The following is an 18,684-nucleotide window of genomic DNA, read 5'->3' on the forward strand; positions in this document are numbered from 1 at the left end:
AAGCTATCGCAATTGCGAATTCAAGTTATTTTTTGTGCAGTGCAGCATAAGGATTCTTGACGGCCCTGCCCGCTTTCGCCACGAACCGTCCATGGACATCGATCAAGGCCAGCTCATCGGGCGCAAGCGGCGCGGGCTGCTCGTGGTCCTTTCTTCCCCTTCGGGTGCGGGCAAATCGACGATCAGCCGAATGCTGCTCGACGCCGACCCGGACGTGACGATGTCGATCTCGGCCACGACTCGGCCGCAGCGACCGGGCGAAGAGGAAGGGCGCGACTATCATTTCGTCAGCGATGCCGATTTCCAGGCGATGGTCACGGCCGGCGATTTCGCGGAATGGGCGCCGGTGTTCGACCATCATTATGGGTCACCCCAGGCGCCGATCAAGGCCGCGCTCAAGGCCGGGCGCGACGTATTGTTCGACATCGACTGGCAGGGCACGCAACAGCTTCACGCGGCGATGGGCGAGGACCTTGTGCGGGTGTTCATCCTGCCGCCGTCAATGGCCGAGCTCGAGCGCCGACTGAAGACCCGCGGGACCGACAGCGCCGAGACCATCGACGGGCGCATGGCACGCGCGGCGGGCGAGATAAGCCACTGGGCCGAATATGATTATGTGCTGATCAACGAGGACTCGGCGACCTGCCTTGCCCAGGTTCACGCGATCCTTGCGGCGGAGCGATTGAAACGCTGGCGGCAGGGCGGACTGGTCGCCTTCGTCCGCGACCTTGTCTCGCCGCGCTAGTTCAATAACTCGATAAAGCGTACCGCAGCCGCCACATCGCGGCGCTTGTTGGCGAGGGCAGCGACGGCTTCGGCATCGTCGCCCCATTGTTCGATCTGCCATTCCTCGTCCAGGCTGAGCGCGGCCCATGCTTCGTCGAAGCCGACTGCGCCTTCGACCAATGCCAGCGCGGTGACGAGCGACCCGCCGATGGTGATGATCGGGGACAAAGCGGCCAGCCTGAAGGAGTCGAGAACCAACAGTTGATGTGCCAGCCGCGCCACCGTTGTCGCCGGCTGATCGACGTGGGTGATCGCGCTCGTCACCTCGAAATCCACATCGAACCGACGCCGCGCCCACGCCAGCAATGGATCCCACCTCACCGCCTGACGGTCGACCAGTTTCGCTGGATTATCAGCACGATAACAGAGGAGGTCGGCTTCGGCATAGCGCGCCAGCCCGGCGGCGAACCCGGCCTTGTCGGGCGCCACCCGATCGACCGCGGCATTGGCAAGCCCGGTCATCGGCATGGCGCGCGGATCGACCGTCTCGGGCGCTGCATTCCACTCGGCCACCACCGTGTCCGACAGTGTCGCCTTGGGCAGCACCAGCAATGCCCGTGCCGGGGTCTTGAGCGGTCGCCCGTCGAGCATGATCGACCAGCCGCCGTCCGCCTCGACCGCGCGCGCTTCAGTCCAGAACCGTCTCACTCGGGGCGCTTCCACGCCTTGCGCAGGAAGATAGGCACGACGATCCCGTCGATCGCCCCGATGATGACGAGGACGATCCCGGCCACCGGCATCCCGCCCGGCTTGACCAGCCCGGTCATGCCAATGAAAACCCCCGCCAGCATCATCAGCAATCCGCTGACCCGAAGCAGCGCCAGCATGAAGAAGCGTCGCTTCCATTCCTGTTCGCTGACCTCGTCGCTCATCGCGTACCCCCGATCAATTCAGTCGCCATTGCCAGCACATCGGCGGGAGCAGCAGCGACGAACTGCGCCCCCGAGGCCAGCAATTCGGCCTCGTCATGATAGCCCCAGCCGACCCCGATCGCGCCGATCCCGGCCCCGCGCGCGCAGCCCATGTCCCAACCGGTATCGCCGATCATGACGGTTTGTGCGGGGGCGGCTCCAGCGTCGGCCATCGCCGCCAGCGCCATCGCCGGATGTGGCTTTGACGGATGGCGGTCGGCAGTCTGGAGCGAGACGAATCGGTCGCTTAGGCCATGCGCGGCAAGGCAGTGACGAAGCCCGCGATCGGACTTGCCCGTTGCCACCGCCAGCGCCCACCCGTCGGCCACCATCGCCTCGATCAGTTCGGCGATGCCTTCGAACAGGGGCTCCTCGACCTCGCCGCGCGCGCGCATGTCCTGGAAGGCGCGGCGATAGGTGGCGGACAAGGCGTCGACCTCGTCGACACTGGCCCCCGGCACGATCATCTCGAATGCTTCGAACAGGCTCAGGCCGACGACGCGGCGGGCTTCCCGCGCAGGCGGGACGGGGCGGCCATGCGCTTCGAGGGCGAGCCGAAGCGCCGCAAAGATGGTCGCGCCGCTGTCGACCAATGTTCCATCGCAATCGAAGATAGCGAGTTTCGTCATAATGCGCGGATCATCTGGGCAAGCAAAGGCGAGGCGATTTGCCCGGCTACTCCGGCACGGTCGGCGGCGGACTTGTTCTGGTTGAGCTTGCGTGTCCCGCGCATCGATATATCGCCGATCTCATAAGCCTCGATCGCCGCCAGCATCCCCTTCATCAACGCTGTCGACACCTTGTCGCGGGTCCAGCGCGGCTTGGGATCGAGGGTCGCTTCATGGACGTCCGAGAGCCGGTCGATCTGCGCCAGCAATGCCGCCTGGTCGAGCAGCCGCGCGGTGCCCTCGATCTCGACCGCGACATAGTTCCAGGTCGGCACCTGGTCGGTCCGGCGATCATACCAGTCGGGACTGACATAGGCGTCCCCCGCGACGACGCTGGCCAACACGCGCGCACCGTCAAGGAACGGGCGCGCCCGATTGCGGCGCGCGACGTGGAAGCGAAAGGCATCGCCCGCGATCACCAGCGGGGCGTGGATTACCATCGGCGCGTCGAGTGTGGGCACGAAAATATGCGCGAAACCGACCTGCTCGACACAGGCGCGCATCGCCGCCTGATCGTTCCAGTCGAAACAGCCGTCGGGGTGCATGCTAGCGATTCGCCGGCTTGCGCGGGGCAGGCTTGCGCGCGGGCTTGGCGCCCGGCTTCCCGACCGGTTTGCCACGCGGAGCATCGGTCGGCGCGCCGCGAGACCGCCGCTCGCCCTTGCGAGCCTTGCGCGCGGTCTTGGCGGCGGCGGCGACGCGCTTGGCCTTGACCTCGGTCGACTTGGCCGGGTCGGGGGTGTCCATCGGCATCATGTCGCCGATCATCCGGTCGAACCCCATCATGTCGAGCGTTTCGGCAAAGTGGGCTGGCAGTTCGGCGGTGACGTCAAGCGGCTTGCCGTCGGGCCCGTCGACCCTGAGGCGACGCGCGTGCAAGTGCATCTTGCGGCTGACCCCGCCGGTCAGGAAGGCGTCGGCCCCGCCATATTTGGCATCGCCGACAATCGGGTGGCCGATTGCCGCCATGTGCGCACGCAGCTGGTGGGTGCGCCCGGTGAGCGGCTGGAGCTCGACCCACGCCGCGCGATTGCCGGCGATATCGATGGTGCGGAAGCGGGTGCGCGAGGGAAGGCCATTCTCCTCGTCGACATGCATTTTCTCGCCGCCGCTGCCGGGCTGCTTGGCGAGCGGGGCGTCGATCTGGCCCTCCTCGGGCGACGGCACGCCAATGACCAGCGCCCAATACACCTTGCGCGCGGTACGGCTGGAAAAGGTCTTGGCGAAATGGCCGGCGGCGCGCGCCGACCGTGCCACGAGCAGCACCCCCGACGTGTCCTTGTCGAGCCGGTGGACCAGCTTGGGGCGATTTCCGTCATCGTCCGCCAGCCCGTCGAGCAAACGGTCGAGATGCTGGTAGGTCTTGGTCCCCCCCTGCGTCGCGAGCCCCGGAGGCTTGTTGAGCACCAGCGCGTCGCGAGTCCGCTCGATGACCATTTCCTGGACATAGCGTTCTTCCTCGGGGGTCAGCGGCTCGACCACCCGCGCCGCGCGCGCGCCTTCGGCAGGAGCGGCCTCGGCAGGGGGCATGGTCAGCACTTGCCCCGTCGCGACCCGGTCGCCCGGGGTTGCCTTGGCGCCATCGACGCGAAGCCCCCCGGTCCGCGCCCAGCGCGACACCATATTGAAGCTCGTCTCGGGCAAGTGGCGCTTGAACCAGCGATCAAGGCGGATGCCGTCGTCATCCTCGGCGACGGTGAAGGTGCGGTTTGCGGACATGGCGCGCGCTTAGCCGACGCGGGGCCTCAAGGCGAGTGCGTCGCCCAATAGTCGAACGCGACCTGCTGCAGCCGGGCGATAAAGGCGGCGGCGGCGGGTCCTTCCCACGGGCCTTCGTAGCCATGGTCGCGCGCGCCGCCGGCGACCCACCAACCCTGTCCCGGCAGCCCGTCGGACTGGCGGACGACCAGCACGGCGAGCTCGGGCTCGTCCCGCGTCGCACCGTCGCGATCGACGACGCCGAGCGTGACACACAGCGCGCGCATCTTGGGTCGCGAGAAACTGTAGCCGAGCCGTTCAAGCAGTTCGGAATAGGTCAGCGAATGCCCCGCCGCCGCCGCGCCGATCAAGTAGGCGCGCACTTCGGTCGCATCACCGACGGCCAGCGGGATCGGCATTATTTGGGCTGTTCGGCTACCGGGGTCAGTTCGAACACCGCAAGCCGGGCGCCGCTGCGCGGATAGGGGATCACCAGCCGCCACACGAACGGTGCGACGCGTTCGACGACTCCCGCCATGTCGCGCGTCGGGTCCTCGCCATAGGCCTTGGGCTGTTCCTCATTGCCCAGCGCAAGACTGCCCAGATAGACCAGCCGCGTGGAAGCATCATCTTCCCACAGCCGGCCGGCGGGGCGCTGGCTGCCGGTCTGCTTGACGATCGTCAGCAGGTCGCCTTCGACCTCGACGTAGCAGAAGAAAGGCTTGAATCGCTCGAACGCGGCCTTCTTGCGGCTGGTCGATCCGACTTCGACCAATCGGCACGAATAACTTCCCGGAGTCGGTGCCGGACGCGCCAGCGCCGCACTGGCAACCAGTAGCCGCCCTTCGTGGCGGACCTCGTCGCCCAGTCCATGAGCCCGGGCATCGGCGAGCGCCTCACTCCACGCTGTTCCAATTCGCGCAATACGGTCCGCATCGGGCGCACTTGCGACATGCTGCCAGACATCGGCCTTTGTCGGCGCGGCGACGCTCACCTCGGCGCGCGGGCGCGGCGGCGGCTTGGTTACACAGCCGCCAAGCGACACCACAAGCACGGCAGACATACAGGTTCGGACGAGGACGGACGGCACGGGTCGATTCCTTCACTCGGGAACAGCTTACCCCGTGCCACTCGTCGCCGCAGCTTTCAACCAACGTCGCGTTAAGCTGGACGGTTGACTTCGCCTTGGCCTCGCCTAGCGCAGCGCGCAGTGAACATGTCCCGCACTTCCCCCGCCTCATCAATCGATCGCACCGGCCTTTTGCTGGGGGTCACCGCCTATGCCGCGTGGGGGCTGCTGCCGATCTATTTCAAGGCGCTGAAGGCCGTCCCGCCGTTCGCGATCGTCGCGCACCGGATCATCTGGTCGCTGGTGCTGCTGGTCGTGCTGATCAGCGTGACGCGCGGCTGGCCGGCGATCCGCACCGCGCTGTCGAACCGCCGCACCATGCTGATGCTGGCGCTCAGTGCGGTGCTGATTGCGGTCAACTGGCTGCTCTATGTCTATTCGGTCAACAGCGGCCATATTTTGGCGGGAAGCCTGGGCTATTATCTCAACCCGCTCGCCAACATCCTGCTCGGACGGTTCTTCCTGCACGAGCGATTGTCGCGGTTGCAGTGGGCGGCAGTCGGCATTGCGGCGTGCGGGATCGCGCTGCTCGCCGCCCAGGCGATTGGGCAGATATGGATCAGCCTCGTCCTGTGCGCGAGCTTCGCCAGCTATGGCCTGGTCCGCAAGATTGTCGCGGCCGACGCGCTGACTGGGCTGGCGATCGAGACTAGTTTCCTGGCGCCCGCGGCCGCCGCCTACCTTGTCTTCCTCCACGCGCACGGCGCGCCGTGGTTCGGCGGGACATCGCACCTCGACCTTTTGCTGGTCGCGAGCGGTGTCATCTCGACCCTGCCGCTGCTGCTGTTCACCGCTGCTGCGAGACGCCTGCCCTATTCGATGATGGGGATGCTCCAGTTCCTTGCGCCGACGCTCCAGCTTGTCATCGCAGTGTTCCTCTATGGCGAACCCTTCCCCCCCACCCACGCAATTGCCTTTGCCGCCATCTGGATCGCGCTGGCGCTTTATGTCGCGGGGGTGGTCGCTAAGGCGCGCGACGAGAAGGTCAGCCAGCCAATAGTCTGACGGCCTGGTCGAACAGCGGGCGGGTCGCGGCGGCCAGAACGTCGCCCCCGTTCATGTCGTCGCCGCCCCGCCAATTGCCGATCACGCCGCCGGCGCCACGCACCACCGGGACTAGCGCCTGCCAGTCATGCGGCTTGAGTCCGGTCTCGGCGACAAGATCGATTGTCCCCGCCGCCAGCCGGCCATAGGCGTAGCCGTCGAGCCCGAAGCGGGTCAGCATCGCCGCCTGCCGCAGCCGGTCGAAACGCGGCGCGGCATCGGCATCGAACAGGTAGGGATCGGTGGTCGACAGTCGCGCGTCGGCCAGTGTCGTGACCTGGCTGGTGGCAAGCTCGCTCGTCCCGTCGGCATCAATCAGCAGGGTGCCCGACGCCTGGCCGATGATCAGCTCACCAAGTCGCGGCGTGTCGATCATTCCGGCGATGGGGACGCCGTCCTCGACCAGCCCGACCAGCACCGTCCACGTCGGCAATCCGCACACCAGCTGGCGCGTCCCGTCGATCGGGTCGAGGCTCCACACCCGCCGCGCACCGTCTCGAAGCGCACCATATTCCTCGCCGACGATACCGTCGCGGGGGAAACGCTTCTCGATCGACGAGCGAAGGGCCCGCTCTACTGCCCGGTCCACCTGCGTGACCGGATCGTAGAGCGAGCCCTCACCCTTGTTTTCGGTAGCGAGCCCCCGTCCAATGGCTTCGTCGATGGTGCTTCTGGCGATGGCCGAAAGCAAAGCGAAGAAATCGAACAGGGGATCCATATCAGTAGTTGTAGGCGCGTTCTCCGTGATCCGACAGGTCCAACCCCTCGCGCTCTTCGTCTTCCGACAGGCGCAGGCCGATGGTCTTGTCGATGATGAAGTAAAGGATCGCCGAACCGACGCCCGACCAGATCAGGGTCACGGCAACTGCCTGGAACTGGATCCACAGCTGCTTGGAGATCGAATAGGCTTCGGGCGTGACGGCGACCGCCGGGAAGACGGTGTAGTCGAAATAGCCCTGCCCGCCGAGCGCCGGTGCGGCAACGATGGCGGTGCCCAGCGCACCGACGATGCCGCCGATGCAGTGGACCCCGAACACGTCGAGCGTGTCGTCATATTTGAACTTGTTCTTCACCGTGGTGACAAAATACCAGCAGATCGGCGAAACGATGAAGCCGAGCGCGATCGACGTCATCGGCGCGGCATAACCGCTCGCCGGCGTGATCGCGACGAGGCCGGCGACGGCCCCTGAAGCGGCACCGAGCATCGACGGCTTGCCATGGGTGAAGCGTTCGACCAGCGCCCATGACACAGCAGCGGCGGCAGTCGCGACGAAGGTGTTGATGAACGCGACCGCGGTCACGCCATTGGCCTCCAGGTTGGAACCGGCGTTGAACCCGAACCAGCCGACCCACAGCAGCGAGGCGCCGATCATCGTCATGGTCAGCGAGTGCGGCGGGGTGGCGTCTCGGCCATAGCCGACGCGCTTGCCGACCATGATGCAGCCGACCAGCCCGGCGATCCCGGCGTTGATGTGAACCACCGTGCCGCCCGCGAAATCAAGCGCACCCTTGCCCCACAGATAGCCATAGTCGGTCGGCGTGTCGGGCAGGAAGTCCGGGCCCGCCCAATACCATACCATGTGCGCGATCGGGTAATAGACCAGCGTCGACCAGGCGACGACGAACACCATGATCGCCGAGAATTTCATCCGCTCGGCAAAGGCTCCGACGATCAGCGCCGGGGTGATGCAGGCAAAGGTCATCTGGAAGATCACGAAGGCATATTCGGGGATGTAGACATTGTTCGAGAAGGTCGCGGCATAGGTCGTGGCCGAAACCCCCATCAGCATCGCCTTGCTGAACCCGCCGACGAACAGCGGTGCGACGCTGCCCGCCGACGTGAACGCCATCGTATAGCCCCACATGCACCACAGCAGCGCAGCGACCGAGACGATCATGAACACCTGCATCAGCACACTGAGCATGTTCTTGGTACGGACCAGCCCGCCGTAGAACAGCGCCAGCGCGGGGACCGACATCATCAGCACCAGGGCCGACGACACCAGCATCCATGCCGTGTCGCCCTTGTTCGACATTGTCGCTTGCGCGACGGCATCGGGGGCCTTGACCATGGCGGCTTGCGCATAAAGCGGTGCGGCGGAAAATACGCTCAACAGGGCAGCAAGCCCCGACGTCATTGCTGTCCTACGTACGGGCGTCATCGATTCCCCCTGGAAATTGTGCAATGCAGCAGAAGGCTAGCGGCGGCTGACGTCAATCGGTACTGACCCATATCGGCGCGTGAAATGTTGACGCATTGCCGTCTGACAAGGACAAGCCGTTGATGTTGGGCGTTTCTTTGGCACTTCCTGATCCGGCTCCAAATGCGCCGATCATCGTTACCGGACGCGCGCCGGTGGTTGGCGGGGGTGCAGCATTTGCCCCAGTGGTGATTGATCGCGATCGACTGACCCTCAATGCCAGCGGGCGAATCGAGACGATCCTCGGGGACGTTGCCGGCTTCCAGTCCTTTCGCCGATCGGACAGCCGCTCGACCAATCCAACCGCGCAGGGCACCGCGCTTCGCGGGCTCGGCGGCAATGCCACATCGCGAGTGCTCATGCTGCTCGACGGCGTGCCCCAGCTCGATCCGTTTTTCGGAAGCGTGCCGTTCAACGCCATCGGCCCCGGCGAGGTTGGTGCGGTCCGCGTCACGCGCGGCGCGGCGGGCGGCGCGTTCGGGCTTGGCGGGGTCGCCGGTGCAGTCGAACTCGACAGCGCCGGGCCCGACATACTTCGCGTGGCGTCGGCCGATATCGCCATCGGCAGCCGCGAGTCGATCGCGGCCCACGCCATCCTCGCCCCGCGCTGGAACGGCGGCTTCGCGACCATTTCCGCCCGAACTGATTCGGGCGCAGGTTTCTTCACCACGCCCGCAAGCCAGCGGGTCGCCGCGACCGTCCCCGCCTCCTATGCGAATGGCAGTATCCGCGCCCGGCTCGTCACCGCACTCGCCGGGGGCGAAGTGCAGGCCAGCACCCGCTGGTTCGACGACCGCCGCGAGCTTCGTTTTGCGGGCGCCACGAATAGCAGCAACGGTCTCGATTCGAGCCTCCGCTGGGTCCGCCGCGGCCGCTGGACGATCGACCTCCTCGGCTATGTCCAGCGCCGCGATTTCTCGACCGTGGTCGTATCGAGCAGCAGCTTTCGCCGCGTCCTCAACCAGCGCGCCACGCCGTCCACCGGCCTTGGCGCCCGGGCTGAGGCCAAGTCCCCGGCATGGCACGGCCTCTCGCTCCGCCTCGGCGCCGACGCCCGCCGATCGACCGGGACGACCTATGAAGACAGCCTCGCTGCGTCAGGCGCAGTGACCAGCGAACGCCAGGCCGGGGGACGCCAGATCGACCTTGGCGCCTATGCCGAACTCGACCTGTTGCGCGGTCCGCTGACGGCTACCCTCGGCGGCCGCATCGACCGCTGGCGTGAATATGCAGGGCACATCGCCATCGTCTCCCCGACCTTCGCGCCGATCAGCATGTCGCGGCCTGCCGAACGCTCGGGCTGGCTCCCCACGGGCCGCGCAGGCCTTCGCTGGCAAGCGGCGCGCCCGATCGCGTTTCGCCTTGCCGCCTACAGCTCGGCGCGGTTGCCGACGCTCAACGAACTCTATCGCACCTTCACCGTATTTCCGGTCACGACACTGGCCAATGCCGACCTAGCCCCGGAACGGCTGCGCGGCGCCGAGGCGGGGATCGAGCTGACCCCGGCCCGCGCCCTGACCCTGTCGGCGACGATGTTCACCAATCGCCTGGCGGGCGCGATCGCCAATGTCACCATCGGCCCCAACCAGCGCCAGCGCCGCAACGTCGACGCCCTGGCCTCGCGGGGGATCGAGCTCGATGCCCGCTGGCGCTTCCCGCACGGCAGCCTTGCCGCCAGCTGGACGGCGACCCATGCCCGGCTTCGCACCTCGGGCGCGCTCGACGGCAAGCGACCGGCGCAAACCCCCGCCATGGCCGGAAGCGTGACCCTGACTCTCGACCCGACCGCGACGGTCGCCCTGTCGGGCACGCTTCGCCGCACCGGTGCCGCATTTGAAGACGATCTCAACATCGACCGCCTGCCGCCCGCAACCACGATCGACGCCGCCGTCCGCTGGACCGTCCTGCCCCGTATCGCGGTCGAACTGCGCGGCGAGAATCTGGCCGACGCACGGGTCATCACGCGCAACCAGGCGGGGTCGATCGATCTCGGCACCCCGCGCACGCTGTGGCTTGCGCTGGTGCTTCGCTGACCCTCGCCAGGCTGACCAGCTGACGCGCCCTATTTCCTCACTCGCCACGTAAACAGCGACGAGGCGGCGTAATTCCACACGACCCCGACCGCGACACCGGCAAGCCCGGCGAGCCACCACACATGCTGCATCTTGAACACCAGGTTGCCGACCCCGACGTTGCCGACCGCGCCGATCGCCCCGACCGCATAAAAGCTCAGCAAGCCGCGCCACAGCCGACCCCCGCGAAGTCGCATGTCGCGGAAGGTCAGCACATTGTTGAGGAAGAAATTCCCGGTCATCGCGACGATCACTGCCAGAGTCTGCGCCAGCTTGAACGCCAGCCCGGCGGAAATCCCCCCGCCGAGGATCGCCAGATGGACGAGCAGCCCCAATGACCCGACCATCGCGAACATCAGGAAGCGCACCGGCAGGAACCGCCCGAAAGTCTTTTCGAGCAGCAGGATCGCAAATTCCTGCGCAACGCGGGCGTCGAACTTGGACTCACCGTGGATGCGGTTGCGGAAGGTGTAGGGGATTTCGGCAATCTTCAGCCTGGTCGGTGACGAGGCGACGAGATCCATCAATATCTTGAAGCCGATCGACGACAGGTTGGGCAGCGCGGCCATCATCGCCTCGCGCCGGACCATGAAAAAGCCGCTCATCGGATCGCTCATCTCGGCCTTGAGCAGTCGCCGCGACAAAGCGGTCGCAAAGCGGCTCATCTTCTCGCGCGAGGCGTCCCAGTCTCCAGTCGACCCGCCGTCCGAATAGCGCGTGCCAACCGCCAGATCATGCCCGTCGTCGACGAGCGCGGCGAGCATCTGCGGCAATACCGCCTCGTCATGCTGCATGTCGCCGTCGATCACCGCCAGCAGCGGCGCAGCGCTCGCCATCATTCCCTCGATCACCGCCGACGATAGCCCGCGCCGCCCGATCCGCTGGACGATGCGGACGCGCGGATCGGCCCGGGCAAGGCGACGCGTGACATCGCCGGTGCCGTCGGGCGAATCATCGTCGACGATCAGCGCTTCCCACACGATCCCGGCGAGCGCGGCCTCCAGCCGCGCCAGCAGCGGCGCGATATTGGCCGACTCGTTGAGCACCGGAATGATCACCGCTAGCTGGAGCGGCGACTGCGGGCTGGGGAGGAGCATGGTCATCACCGCGGCACCATCAGCCTGCGGCCGTCGCTGTCAACGAACAGCGGACGCATCTCCTGCGTAATGCGCGAAACGACCCGTCCCCGCGCGCGTTCAGCGGCATTGTCGGCGCCATTGGGCGCGATCATCGCACCGGCCCAGCGACGCTGCCGAATGATGCGATCGAGCGCCGGGGACGCACCCGCTTGCTGAACACGCTGGCCGTAGAGGAAATAGTCGAGCTCGAACGACTTGCCCGCCCAATAGCAAAGCGCCTGGATCTCGCACGCCACCGGGCCTGGAGTGGCGGCAATGTGTCCGATCATTGCGTCCGAGGCGGCCCGGCGACGGGGCAGTTGGGACATTTCGCGAGCCTCGGCAATCACGCCGACAATGACGAGGATCGCTAGGCAGGCCGCCATGGTCGCCGTCGCTGCACGGCCCCGCTGGACATTCGGCGAAAGAGCCAACGCGGCGCCCATCGACAGCGCAATAAAGGCTTCGAAATGAGCATTGATGTCCACCCCCGCTCCGCTCCGCTGGATGATCCCCAGCGGCACCGCGACCCCGATCGCGATGAGGATGAGGTCGATCCGCCGGTCGTCGTGCCGCAGCTTCACCAGCGGCCACGCCCACCACATCAGCGGGAGCATCGCGGCCACCGCAGGCAATGACCTGTAGGCCATACGCCCAAGCGAATAATCACGTGCCGCGCCCATCATGTCGCGAAATAGGTCAGGACCATAGGCCCACCAGCATGCGAGCAGCGCCGCGCCCCCGCCAATCACAGCGGTCGCCAGCCAAAGGATCAGCGCGCGCCGGTGATGGAGCGCAAGCCACGCCGTTGCCGCGATCGGCCAGGCGACGAGGTTCTGCTTTACCAACCCGCCCGCGAGCATCAGCAACGCGGCAAGGATGACTCGTCCCCGAGCGGGCTCCTCGCCTGGATGCGCGGGCAGCAGCAGCGGCAGCGCAACGGTCATCAGCAAATGACCGAGCCACTGGGGATCATCGACCGCAAGATATTTGCGCAACAGCGTCGCGTTCAACAGGAGGAAGACGAGCGCACCGCCCCACGCCGCCTCGCGGCCGCTACCCAGGCGGCGCAACGTCACGACGATCAGCGCCGCCACGCCCATCACCGCCGCGAGCGCGATCAGCCGCCCGGCAATAATCTCGTCCCCGAGCAGGCGGCCCAGGGCGCCAACGATGAGGAACGACAGCGGCGGGTAATTATTCCCGGTCAACGCATCCGACGGCGGATAGAGCGGCCCCTGCCCCATCGCGCGCAACGCCTGGAACGCGTTCCACCCTTCATTGTGGTCGCTGCTGTAGTGGAGCGGAAGCAGCCATAGCCGGCTGGCGGCAAGCGCGACGATCACGGCAAGCGCGGCGAACGGCCACCACCGGGGCAATTTCGTCGTCATTGGCGTCGCCCCTCCCTTGGCGACGGCCCCTAGGTCGTCCAGAGGAGAAGGTCGAGGGGGCGGGGTTCGGCCATGGTCAGCGACGGCAGCAACGGAGCAGGCGAGGCGGCGCGGATCGCGATCATCCTCCACGACTTCGCCCCCGGCGGGACCGAGCGGATCATCGTGCGGCTGGCCAATCACTGGGCGGCGGCGGGGCGTAGTGTGGCGATCCTGTGCGGGTCCGAGGCCGGTCCGGCGCGATCGCTAGTCTCCCCTGCGGTCGCAGTCCGCGCGCTCCTTCGCCCGACCCCGCAATCATCCCGCGCGCGCGCCCGCCTTGCCCGGCGAATGGTGCCGCTGCTCGCCGATTTCAGGCCCGACGTCATTGTCGGGCCGGGCAACTATCATCTCCCCGTGCTGGCGGCGCTGGCCAAGCGCGGGATCGCCACGCCGATCGTCGCCAAGCTCAGCAACCCGCTCGAACGAAGCGATCTCAACCCGCTGCAGCGCGCCTTGTTCGGGTGGCGCAAGCGGTCGCTGGTGAAGCGGATCGACCTGCTCGTCGCGATGTCGGGCGCGCTTGCCGCCGAGGCTGCGCGGACACTTGGCGACTCCGCGATCACGATTCAGCCCGAGCCGATCATCGAGCATGCCGAGCGCATCGCCCCCCGGCGGACCAGCGCCCCGCGCCTGCTCGTTGCCGGACGGCTGGTCGCGCAAAAGCGGGTCGCGCTGGCGATCGCGGCGTTCGCCGCATGGGACCGGCCCGACGCTCGGCTGACCATCGCCGGGGACGGCGAGGAACGCGGCAAGCTCGAGCTGCTCGCGCGCAAGCTCAAAGTGAGCGACCGGGTTGCGTTTGTCGGCCTTCAGGACGGGCTTGCCGGTTGTTTCGCGCGCCACGACCTGCTTTTCTCGACGTCGACCTTCGAAGGCTTTCCCGCGACGCTGGTCGAGGCGATCGTCGCCGGACTGCCGGTCGTCGCCACGCCCTCGTCGGTCGCGCTGCCCGAAATCATCGCCCACGAAAGCTTCGGCCGGATCGTCGCCGGCAACCCCCAGGGGATCGCGGCCGCGCTGGAGGCACAATGGCTGGCAGGCGAGGTCGACGAGACGGCGCGGCGGGCGCTGGCGGCACGGCACGATGCGACTTCGAGCGCATCGGGCTGGCTCGACATGCTCGACCAGCTCGTGGCGAAGGCCCGCTGATGCCGCGCCGCGCCGACCATTGGCGGATCGGGGTCGTCCGCGCGGCCATCGCCGAGATCGCCCGCGCAGGATCGCTCGACGACTTCACGATCGACTGGCTCGACAAACCCGCCGATTTCGCGTTCGAGGCCGACCCTTTCGCCATCCGGCGCGACGGTGCGATCCACCTGTTCGCCGAAGCCTTTGACTATCGCACCCGCCACGGCCGCATCGTCCATCGCGTCATCGCCCCCGACGGCGGCGCGTCTCCGCCCAACCTCGTCCTCGAGGAGCCGTGGCACCTGTCCTATCCCGCGCTGATCGAGGACGAAGGCGAGACCTACATGCTCCCCGAAGCCTCGAAGGGCGGCGGGCTTAACCTCTATCGCGCCGCCCGCTTCCCCGACCAGTGGGAGCGCCTCGCCAGCATCGCGCTCGACACCGTCCCGGTCGACGCCACCCCGTTCCGCCACGACGGCCGCTGGTGGCTCGCCTACGCCTCGGGCGCGACCAGCGACACCGCGCAATCGACCCTCCACCTCGCTTGTGCCGACCACCTCGCCGGTCCCTACACCCCCCACCCCGCCAACCCCGTACGGGTCGATCGCGGTGGCGCGCGTCCGGGCGGAACGCCGTTCCTGCTCGACGGTCGGCTGGTGATTCCGGTGCAGGATTGCGCCACGACCTACGGCGCCGCGATCCGCTTGCTGGCATTCGACGAATTGACCTCCGACCGCGTGGCGATAGCCCCCCTCGCCCGCCTCACCGCCCCCGCCAGTGCAGGCGCCTATCGCGACGGCCTCCACACGCTGACCAGTTGCGGCGACGTCACGCTGATCGACGTCAAGCGAGTGGTGCAGAGCCTCGCCGGGATGCTGATCGACGTCCGCCGAAAACTGAGGCTTTAGAGGAGCGCCTTCAGCCGCGAGACGACCGCGAGACCAGCCGATTCGTAACGCTCGGGTCCAAATCGATCGAGCACTCTGGCCCGCGCTGCAGCGCCAATGACAGCCAGTTTCTCGGGATCCGAAATCATTGCCTCGATCGCCGCTGCCAGCGCACCGGGATCGCTCGGCGGCACCACCAAGCCGGTCCCCGCAACAATCGTATTGGGCAATTCGCCGACCGCCGAGGCGATCACCGGCAGCCCCGCCGCCATCGCTTCATGCGCCGCGACGCACAGCCCCTCGGACTGCGACGGCTGCACATAAAGATGGAGCCCGGCAAGGTAGCCAACCGCCTCGACAAACCCCGGCAAGGCTAGCGTCACGCCCCCCGCCGCAGCCTGCTCTTCGAGTGCACCCCGCTCAGCGCCCTCCCCGGCGATGCTCGCCACAAAGCGCCCCTCGACCTTCCCGAGCGCCGCGACCAGCACATCATAGCCCTTGACCGGATGAAGCCGCCCAAGGCTGCCGATCCGCACCGGATCGCCAGTCCGCCACGGCATCGCCTGGCGCGCATCGGGGTCGGCGGCGAACAATGGCCAGACAAGGACCGAGTCCTTCGTTGCCCCCATCCGCTGGCAGGTCAGCGCTGCCACCTGGTCACTGTCGGCAACCCACAGCGCGGTGCGACCAGCCAGCGCGCGCATGACCAGGCGGTTGCCGGTGCGCAGATACGCCGCGTGCTGCCAGCTGACGAGCGGAGTGCGGCCTTTGCCAAGCTGGCACAGGATCGTCGCGCGTGAGAGCGAGGACCAGATCATGTCGGGCTTCAGGTCGCGCAACTTGCGCCGGAGCCAGCCGAGCGCCGCCACATGATCGCGCTCGCCGCCATCGCGAACCCGCACCTCGATCCCGGCCGCTTCAAATGCCGCCAGCGCACGGCCATCGCGGCGAGTGAGGGCCAGGACGGTAACGTCGAAACCTTGGCGGCGAAGAAAATCGATCACGTGCGGGGCGGGCAGCGCGGCACCCCCGCCCTCGACCGAATTAATGACATAGGCCAGACGGATCATGGCCCTTCCGTCGCCTGCTCGCGGCGAAAACTCTCGCGCCTGACGAAGAACAGCAGTAGCCCCGCGGCAACTGCCGCCTGGATCAGCGCGTGCCACCCCGCCCCCGTCACCCCCAGCCGACGCAGCAGCAGGAACAGCAAGGGAAGCGTCGCCGCCGCACTGATGACATTGGCGGCGACCGAGAGCAGCGGGCGACCCAGCGCCACCAGCGCGGCGCTGGCCGGCGGACCGGCGAGCAGGATTACCCGCGCGATCGTCAGCCACGCCAGCAGCCCGGCCGCACCGGCAAAGGCGGCCCCCCCAAGCGCCACCGCAACCTGCCGCCCGAACAGCAGCAAGATCAGCACGACCGGCGCCGAGGCCAGGATCGCGATCCGCAGCGACTGGCGAAGGGCGCTTCGCAAGGGAGCGCCATGCCCCCCCGCCGCGACCAGGCGGGCAAGCTCGGCATAGGCCGCCGTGCCGAGCACCTGCGCCGGCACGGCCAGCACGCTCGTCGCGCGCTGGGCGAGCGAATAGAGTCCGACCGGGGCCGCGCCGAGAGTCGCGCCGATCAGCAGTGGCGGCACGCGGGCGGCCAACTCGCCCACGGTAACATCGGCATTGGCCCCGATCATGAACCGCCAGATGCCCTCATTCTCGGCGGTCACGCCGGTCATCGAACCGACCAACGGCAAAAATCCAAGCTGGCGCCGCGCAACCCACAGTCCGATCGCCCATAATGCCGCCCATTCGACCAGCGCTGCGATCAGCCAGGCGACGAGATAATTGTGCAGGCCAAGCCCGAGCGCGGCGGCGATCACGGCCCCGATCAGTCGCACCAGCGGCGCGGCCATGGTGTGAAGCCCGAGCAGATCGAACCGGCCGAGCAGCTGCAGATAGCCAGCCGGCGTTGCGCGGATCGAGGCAAGCACCGCGAAACTATAGGGCAGCGCAAAGGCCAGCGCGGCGGGCGACCAGCCGAGCCGCGCGCCAATCATGGGGCCAAGCACGGCAGCGGTCAGCACGGCCGCGACGCCCCCGGTCAGCTCGACCGCCCCGGCAAAGCGGAGCAGCCGCCCGAGCCGGTCGTGATCCTTCGTCTCGAGCGCTTCGGCACCGTAGCGGACGATTGCATGCCAGCCTGGAAATTCGATGATCCCGCCGATCGTCATGGCAAAGGTGTGGACCAGCATCAGCACGCCATAGTCGGCGGGCCCGAGCTCGCGGGCGGCGATGACCATATAGGCCAGGCTGATAATCCCCGCCCCTGCCTTGCCGCCCATCAGCCGCGCCAAATTGGCGTAGATCCGCCGGACGATGCCCTGCGGCGGAATGAGCGTCATGGCGTGAGCCCGGCGATGGTCGCGATCGCCCAGGCAGCCCTGATAGCAGAGGGCTCGTCGGTCAGGTCGAAACTATGTGCAAACAGCCGCTGCTGGATCGGGCGATAGACAGTCTCGAAATCGAGCCTCGATTCGGCCAACCCCTCGCCGAGGTTGGCAACATCGCTGATCACCGGCCCCGCCTGCCAATGGGCGTAATTGGGGTTGCCCTGCCATTTTGTGTGGTGCGCATCGACGAACAGGCACGGGCGCGGGCGGAGGAGGAATTCGTAAAGCTGGCTGCTGGCATCGCCCACATAAATGTCGGCGGCATTGGTATAGGCCATCGTCGTCGACGCCCGGCTGCCGGTGTCGATGACGATGTTGGGCGCTTCGCGCCAGCGTTGCTCGATCCGGCCGGGACGCGCCACGCGCAGCTTGTCGATCGAGATCGCCACGGGTCGCTCGAACAGCATCACATGCGGCGCGAAAATCAGCTGGTAATCAGGGTTGGCGACAAACCAGTCGAGGATCGCCGGGCCCATGCTGAACCACGACGACAGATGCGGCGACGGGTGCGGATTGTACAGCACGACCGGGCGCCCGTCCTTCGCCAGCGGCAGCTCGATCCTTGTATCGCGGTGGAGGTCAAACTTGGGGTAGCCGACCTGATACAGCCGGTCGGGCGAGACCCCGGCCTCACGGACAAGCCGCTCGCCGATCTTGGGGCCCGACACCAGCACCGCGTCGAACCCCGCGCTGGCCTTGTCGAACCCGATCGCGCGGTCCCCCGCACCGTGCCGCGTGTGCACGATCTTGAGCCGGTCGAGCCCGAAGCGCCGTTTCAAGGCAAGACTGGTCTTCTCGGCCACGACCAGCACGTCGAGAGTCCGGAAAAAGTCAACATTATCAGAGAGTATCGCCAGTTTCCGGACCGGAATCAGCCGTCCGGCCACCCGCTCGGCAAGCCGCGTGAACCATCCCTTGAGCCCCAGAGAAACGACCGCGGCACCGTGTCCGAGCGTGTCGCCTGCAAGCCGCTCGACCTCACCGCGGATCCGCTCGCTGGTGGTGATCAGCACTATCTCGGCGCCCGTCCCCATCGCCGCCAGCGCCAGCGCGATCGGCAGGCTGTGCGCCACCTGGTGGAGCTGGTCGTGATTATAGAGGAAGCCGATCCGCACTTGAAATATTGTCCCCGACCCGCCGATCCTTTCATCGGGCATTGCAGGCTC

The 18,684-nt window shown here is 67.1% G+C and carries 19 protein-coding genes; 5 read left to right on the forward strand and 14 right to left on the reverse strand.

The window, feature by feature from the left end:
* Positions 1-91 precede the first annotated feature (91 nt).
* Positions 92-745: a guanylate kinase gene (gmk, locus tag U1700_RS10760; RefSeq protein WP_332752658.1), complete on the forward strand. Its 654-nt coding sequence runs from the start codon at positions 92-94 to the stop codon at positions 743-745.
* Here the strand turns inward: gmk and U1700_RS10765 are convergent.
* Genes U1700_RS10765 through U1700_RS10795 form a run of 7 tightly spaced genes read right to left on the reverse strand, consistent with a single transcriptional unit; the run spans position 742 to position 5,126 of the window.
* Positions 742-1,434: an ATP12 family chaperone protein gene (locus U1700_RS10765; protein WP_332752659.1), complete on the reverse strand. Its 693-nt coding sequence runs from the start codon at positions 1,432-1,434 to the stop codon at positions 742-744. The genes gmk and U1700_RS10765 overlap by 4 nt on opposite strands.
* Complete coding sequence (locus tag U1700_RS10770; protein WP_332752660.1) at positions 1,431-1,658, reverse strand: hypothetical protein; 228 nt, start codon at positions 1,656-1,658, stop codon at positions 1,431-1,433. Before U1700_RS10770 ends, U1700_RS10765 begins: the two co-directional genes overlap by 4 nt.
* A complete protein-coding gene (locus U1700_RS10775) occupies positions 1,655-2,326 on the reverse strand; it encodes an HAD-IA family hydrolase (RefSeq protein WP_332752661.1) in 672 nt (223 codons plus the stop codon). Before U1700_RS10775 ends, U1700_RS10770 begins: the two co-directional genes overlap by 4 nt.
* A complete protein-coding gene (locus U1700_RS10780) occupies positions 2,323-2,910 on the reverse strand; it encodes an FMN-binding negative transcriptional regulator (RefSeq protein WP_332752662.1) in 588 nt (195 codons plus the stop codon). Before U1700_RS10780 ends, U1700_RS10775 begins: the two co-directional genes overlap by 4 nt.
* 1 nt (position 2,911) lies before the next feature.
* Complete coding sequence (locus U1700_RS10785) at positions 2,912-4,084, reverse strand: RluA family pseudouridine synthase (protein ID WP_332752663.1); 1,173 nt, start codon at positions 4,082-4,084, stop codon at positions 2,912-2,914.
* Positions 4,085-4,110: 26 nt separating this feature from the next.
* Positions 4,111-4,482, reverse strand: a complete 372-nt coding sequence (locus U1700_RS10790) for a ribose-phosphate pyrophosphokinase (RefSeq protein ID WP_332752664.1) — start codon at positions 4,480-4,482, stop codon at positions 4,111-4,113.
* A complete protein-coding gene (locus U1700_RS10795) occupies positions 4,482-5,126 on the reverse strand; it encodes a DUF4893 domain-containing protein (RefSeq protein ID WP_332752665.1) in 645 nt (214 codons plus the stop codon). Before U1700_RS10795 ends, U1700_RS10790 begins: the two co-directional genes overlap by 1 nt.
* 153 nt (positions 5,127-5,279) lie before the next feature.
* On the opposite strand from U1700_RS10795, the gene rarD reads away from it, so the two are divergent.
* Positions 5,280-6,197 carry an EamA family transporter RarD gene (gene rarD, locus U1700_RS10800; protein WP_332752666.1) on the forward strand — a complete coding sequence of 306 codons (918 nt, stop codon included), beginning with the start codon at positions 5,280-5,282 and terminating at the stop codon, positions 6,195-6,197.
* Here rarD and U1700_RS10805 read toward each other — a convergent pair.
* Both U1700_RS10805 and U1700_RS10810 read right to left on the reverse strand, forming a co-directional pair.
* Positions 6,178-6,954 (reverse strand): inositol monophosphatase family protein, encoded by a 777-nt coding sequence (locus U1700_RS10805; RefSeq protein ID WP_332752667.1) that lies wholly within the window; start codon positions 6,952-6,954, stop codon positions 6,178-6,180. The genes rarD and U1700_RS10805 overlap by 20 nt on opposite strands.
* 1 nt (position 6,955) lies before the next feature.
* Positions 6,956-8,374 (reverse strand): ammonium transporter, encoded by a 1,419-nt coding sequence (locus tag U1700_RS10810; RefSeq protein ID WP_332753002.1) that lies wholly within the window; start codon positions 8,372-8,374, stop codon positions 6,956-6,958.
* Between the two features lie 146 nt (positions 8,375-8,520).
* Between U1700_RS10810 and U1700_RS10815 the strand changes: the two genes are divergently transcribed.
* Complete coding sequence (locus U1700_RS10815; protein WP_332752668.1) at positions 8,521-10,470, forward strand: TonB-dependent receptor; 1,950 nt, start codon at positions 8,521-8,523, stop codon at positions 10,468-10,470.
* Between the two features lie 29 nt (positions 10,471-10,499).
* On the opposite strand, the gene U1700_RS10820 is transcribed toward U1700_RS10815, so the two are convergent.
* Complete coding sequence (locus tag U1700_RS10820) at positions 10,500-11,612, reverse strand: glycosyltransferase family 2 protein (protein WP_332752669.1); 1,113 nt, start codon at positions 11,610-11,612, stop codon at positions 10,500-10,502.
* Positions 11,612-13,018 carry an ArnT family glycosyltransferase gene (locus U1700_RS10825; protein ID WP_332752670.1) on the reverse strand — a complete coding sequence of 469 codons (1,407 nt, stop codon included), beginning with the start codon at positions 13,016-13,018 and terminating at the stop codon, positions 11,612-11,614. The genes U1700_RS10820 and U1700_RS10825 overlap by 1 nt, the downstream gene beginning before the upstream one ends.
* Before the next feature lie 72 nt (positions 13,019-13,090).
* Between U1700_RS10825 and U1700_RS10830 the strand changes: the two genes are divergently transcribed.
* Together U1700_RS10830 and U1700_RS10835 are read left to right on the forward strand one after the other, a co-directional pair.
* Complete coding sequence (locus tag U1700_RS10830; RefSeq protein ID WP_332752671.1) at positions 13,091-14,209, forward strand: glycosyltransferase; 1,119 nt, start codon at positions 13,091-13,093, stop codon at positions 14,207-14,209.
* Positions 14,209-15,096, forward strand: coding sequence for a glucosamine inositolphosphorylceramide transferase family protein (locus U1700_RS10835; protein ID WP_332752672.1), 888 nt, complete (start codon positions 14,209-14,211; stop codon positions 15,094-15,096). Before U1700_RS10830 ends, U1700_RS10835 begins: the two co-directional genes overlap by 1 nt.
* Here U1700_RS10835 and U1700_RS10840 read toward each other — a convergent pair.
* From U1700_RS10840 to U1700_RS10850, 3 genes are read right to left on the reverse strand one after another with little or no spacing between them, the layout of a single operon-like run.
* Positions 15,093-16,145 carry a glycosyltransferase gene (locus U1700_RS10840; RefSeq protein WP_332752673.1) on the reverse strand — a complete coding sequence of 351 codons (1,053 nt, stop codon included), beginning with the start codon at positions 16,143-16,145 and terminating at the stop codon, positions 15,093-15,095. The genes U1700_RS10835 and U1700_RS10840 overlap by 4 nt on opposite strands.
* Positions 16,142-17,470, reverse strand: coding sequence for a lipopolysaccharide biosynthesis protein (locus U1700_RS10845; protein ID WP_332752674.1), 1,329 nt, complete (start codon positions 17,468-17,470; stop codon positions 16,142-16,144). Before U1700_RS10845 ends, U1700_RS10840 begins: the two co-directional genes overlap by 4 nt.
* Positions 17,467-18,675, reverse strand: a complete 1,209-nt coding sequence (locus tag U1700_RS10850) for a hypothetical protein (RefSeq protein WP_332752675.1) — start codon at positions 18,673-18,675, stop codon at positions 17,467-17,469. The genes U1700_RS10845 and U1700_RS10850 overlap by 4 nt, the downstream gene beginning before the upstream one ends.
* Between the last annotated feature and the right edge of the window lie 9 nt (positions 18,676-18,684).

The sequence above is a fragment of the Sphingomonas sp. RB1R13 genome (genome assembly GCF_036663775.1).
Lineage (GTDB): Bacteria > Pseudomonadota > Alphaproteobacteria > Sphingomonadales > Sphingomonadaceae > Sphingomicrobium.

Coding starts and splice junctions, on each gene's coding strand:
- gmk (WP_332752658.1), top strand. CDS start 92: ATGGACATCGATCAAGGCCAGCTCATCGGGCGCAAGCGGCGCGGGCTG.
- U1700_RS10770 (WP_332752660.1), bottom strand. CDS start 1,658: ATGAGCGACGAGGTCAGCGAACAGGAATGGAAGCGACGCTTCTTCATG.
- U1700_RS10775 (WP_332752661.1), bottom strand. CDS start 2,326: ATGACGAAACTCGCTATCTTCGATTGCGATGGAACATTGGTCGACAGC.
- U1700_RS10780 (WP_332752662.1), bottom strand. CDS start 2,910: ATGCACCCCGACGGCTGTTTCGACTGGAACGATCAGGCGGCGATGCGC.
- U1700_RS10785 (WP_332752663.1), bottom strand. CDS start 4,084: ATGTCCGCAAACCGCACCTTCACCGTCGCCGAGGATGACGACGGCATC.
- U1700_RS10790 (WP_332752664.1), bottom strand. CDS start 4,482: ATGCCGATCCCGCTGGCCGTCGGTGATGCGACCGAAGTGCGCGCCTAC.
- U1700_RS10795 (WP_332752665.1), bottom strand. CDS start 5,126: ATGTCTGCCGTGCTTGTGGTGTCGCTTGGCGGCTGTGTAACCAAGCCG.
- rarD (WP_332752666.1), top strand. CDS start 5,280: ATGTCCCGCACTTCCCCCGCCTCATCAATCGATCGCACCGGCCTTTTG.
- U1700_RS10805 (WP_332752667.1), bottom strand. CDS start 6,954: ATGGATCCCCTGTTCGATTTCTTCGCTTTGCTTTCGGCCATCGCCAGA.
- U1700_RS10810 (WP_332753002.1), bottom strand. CDS start 8,374: ATGACGTCGGGGCTTGCTGCCCTGTTGAGCGTATTTTCCGCCGCACCG.
- U1700_RS10815 (WP_332752668.1), top strand. CDS start 8,521: ATGTTGGGCGTTTCTTTGGCACTTCCTGATCCGGCTCCAAATGCGCCG.
- U1700_RS10820 (WP_332752669.1), bottom strand. CDS start 11,612: ATGACCATGCTCCTCCCCAGCCCGCAGTCGCCGCTCCAGCTAGCGGTG.
- U1700_RS10825 (WP_332752670.1), bottom strand. CDS start 13,018: ATGACGACGAAATTGCCCCGGTGGTGGCCGTTCGCCGCGCTTGCCGTG.
- U1700_RS10830 (WP_332752671.1), top strand. CDS start 13,091: ATGGTCAGCGACGGCAGCAACGGAGCAGGCGAGGCGGCGCGGATCGCG.
- U1700_RS10835 (WP_332752672.1), top strand. CDS start 14,209: ATGCCGCGCCGCGCCGACCATTGGCGGATCGGGGTCGTCCGCGCGGCC.
- U1700_RS10840 (WP_332752673.1), bottom strand. CDS start 16,145: ATGATCCGTCTGGCCTATGTCATTAATTCGGTCGAGGGCGGGGGTGCC.
- U1700_RS10845 (WP_332752674.1), bottom strand. CDS start 17,470: ATGACGCTCATTCCGCCGCAGGGCATCGTCCGGCGGATCTACGCCAAT.
- U1700_RS10850 (WP_332752675.1), bottom strand. CDS start 18,675: ATGCCCGATGAAAGGATCGGCGGGTCGGGGACAATATTTCAAGTGCGG.